General features: G+C 73.2%; 2 pseudogenes. One reads left to right on the top strand and one right to left on the bottom strand.

Annotated elements, in window-relative coordinates:
• A pseudogene (locus D180_RS16020) lies at window positions 1–184 on the top strand (transcriptional regulator); the annotation flags it as partial.
• 104 nt (window positions 185–288) lie between these two features.
• On the opposite strand, the pseudogene D180_RS16015 reads toward D180_RS16020, so the two are convergent.
• Window positions 289–560: pseudogene (locus D180_RS16015) on the bottom strand (hypothetical protein); the annotation flags it as partial.

Below are 560 nucleotides of genomic sequence, written 5' to 3'. Positions count from 1 at the left end.
GATCGGCGGGCGCCTGCCGGCCGCGATCGCGCAGCGCCTGATCGAGCGCATCCGCATCCCGCGCGCGCCCAACCGGCACGGCCTGGCGCCGCCGCTGCCGCAACTGTGCATCGCCCGCACCGTCGGCGACGCGGTGACCCTGGGCGCGGCGTTGATGCCGTTGCAGCGTGCGTTTTTCGCCTGAGACATGCGCGTGCGCTGTGCGCCGCGTTCAAGCCAGCGACATGGCGCCGTGTCGCCGAGGATTCGGGCCTGATGCTCGCTCGTTGCGTCACAGCGTCCGCTGTCTCAGCCGCTGCTCGCGTTCGCCGCCAGGCCGGCACCGATCAAATGCGATCGCCGGCGTCCCGTCAACAGCGCCAGCAGCAGGCATAGCGCCCCGCACAGCAGCGGGCCGGCCGCCATCGCCCAGCACAGCAGTAGGCAGTGCCCGTCGCGGTAGGCCAGCGCATCCAGCAGCACGCCGATCAGCACCACCCCGGCGGCCAGCGCGACCTGTGCGGCGGCGGTCAGTGCGGCGAAGCACAGCGCATGCTCGGCGACCGCCCGGGTGGCGGTGC

Origin of the sequence: Xanthomonas sp. SHU 166, from assembly GCF_000364685.1 — a bacterium.
GTDB lineage: Bacteria > Pseudomonadota > Gammaproteobacteria > Xanthomonadales > Xanthomonadaceae > Xanthomonas_A > Xanthomonas_A sontii.
This window is presented reverse-complemented; position numbering and strand designations above follow the sequence as displayed.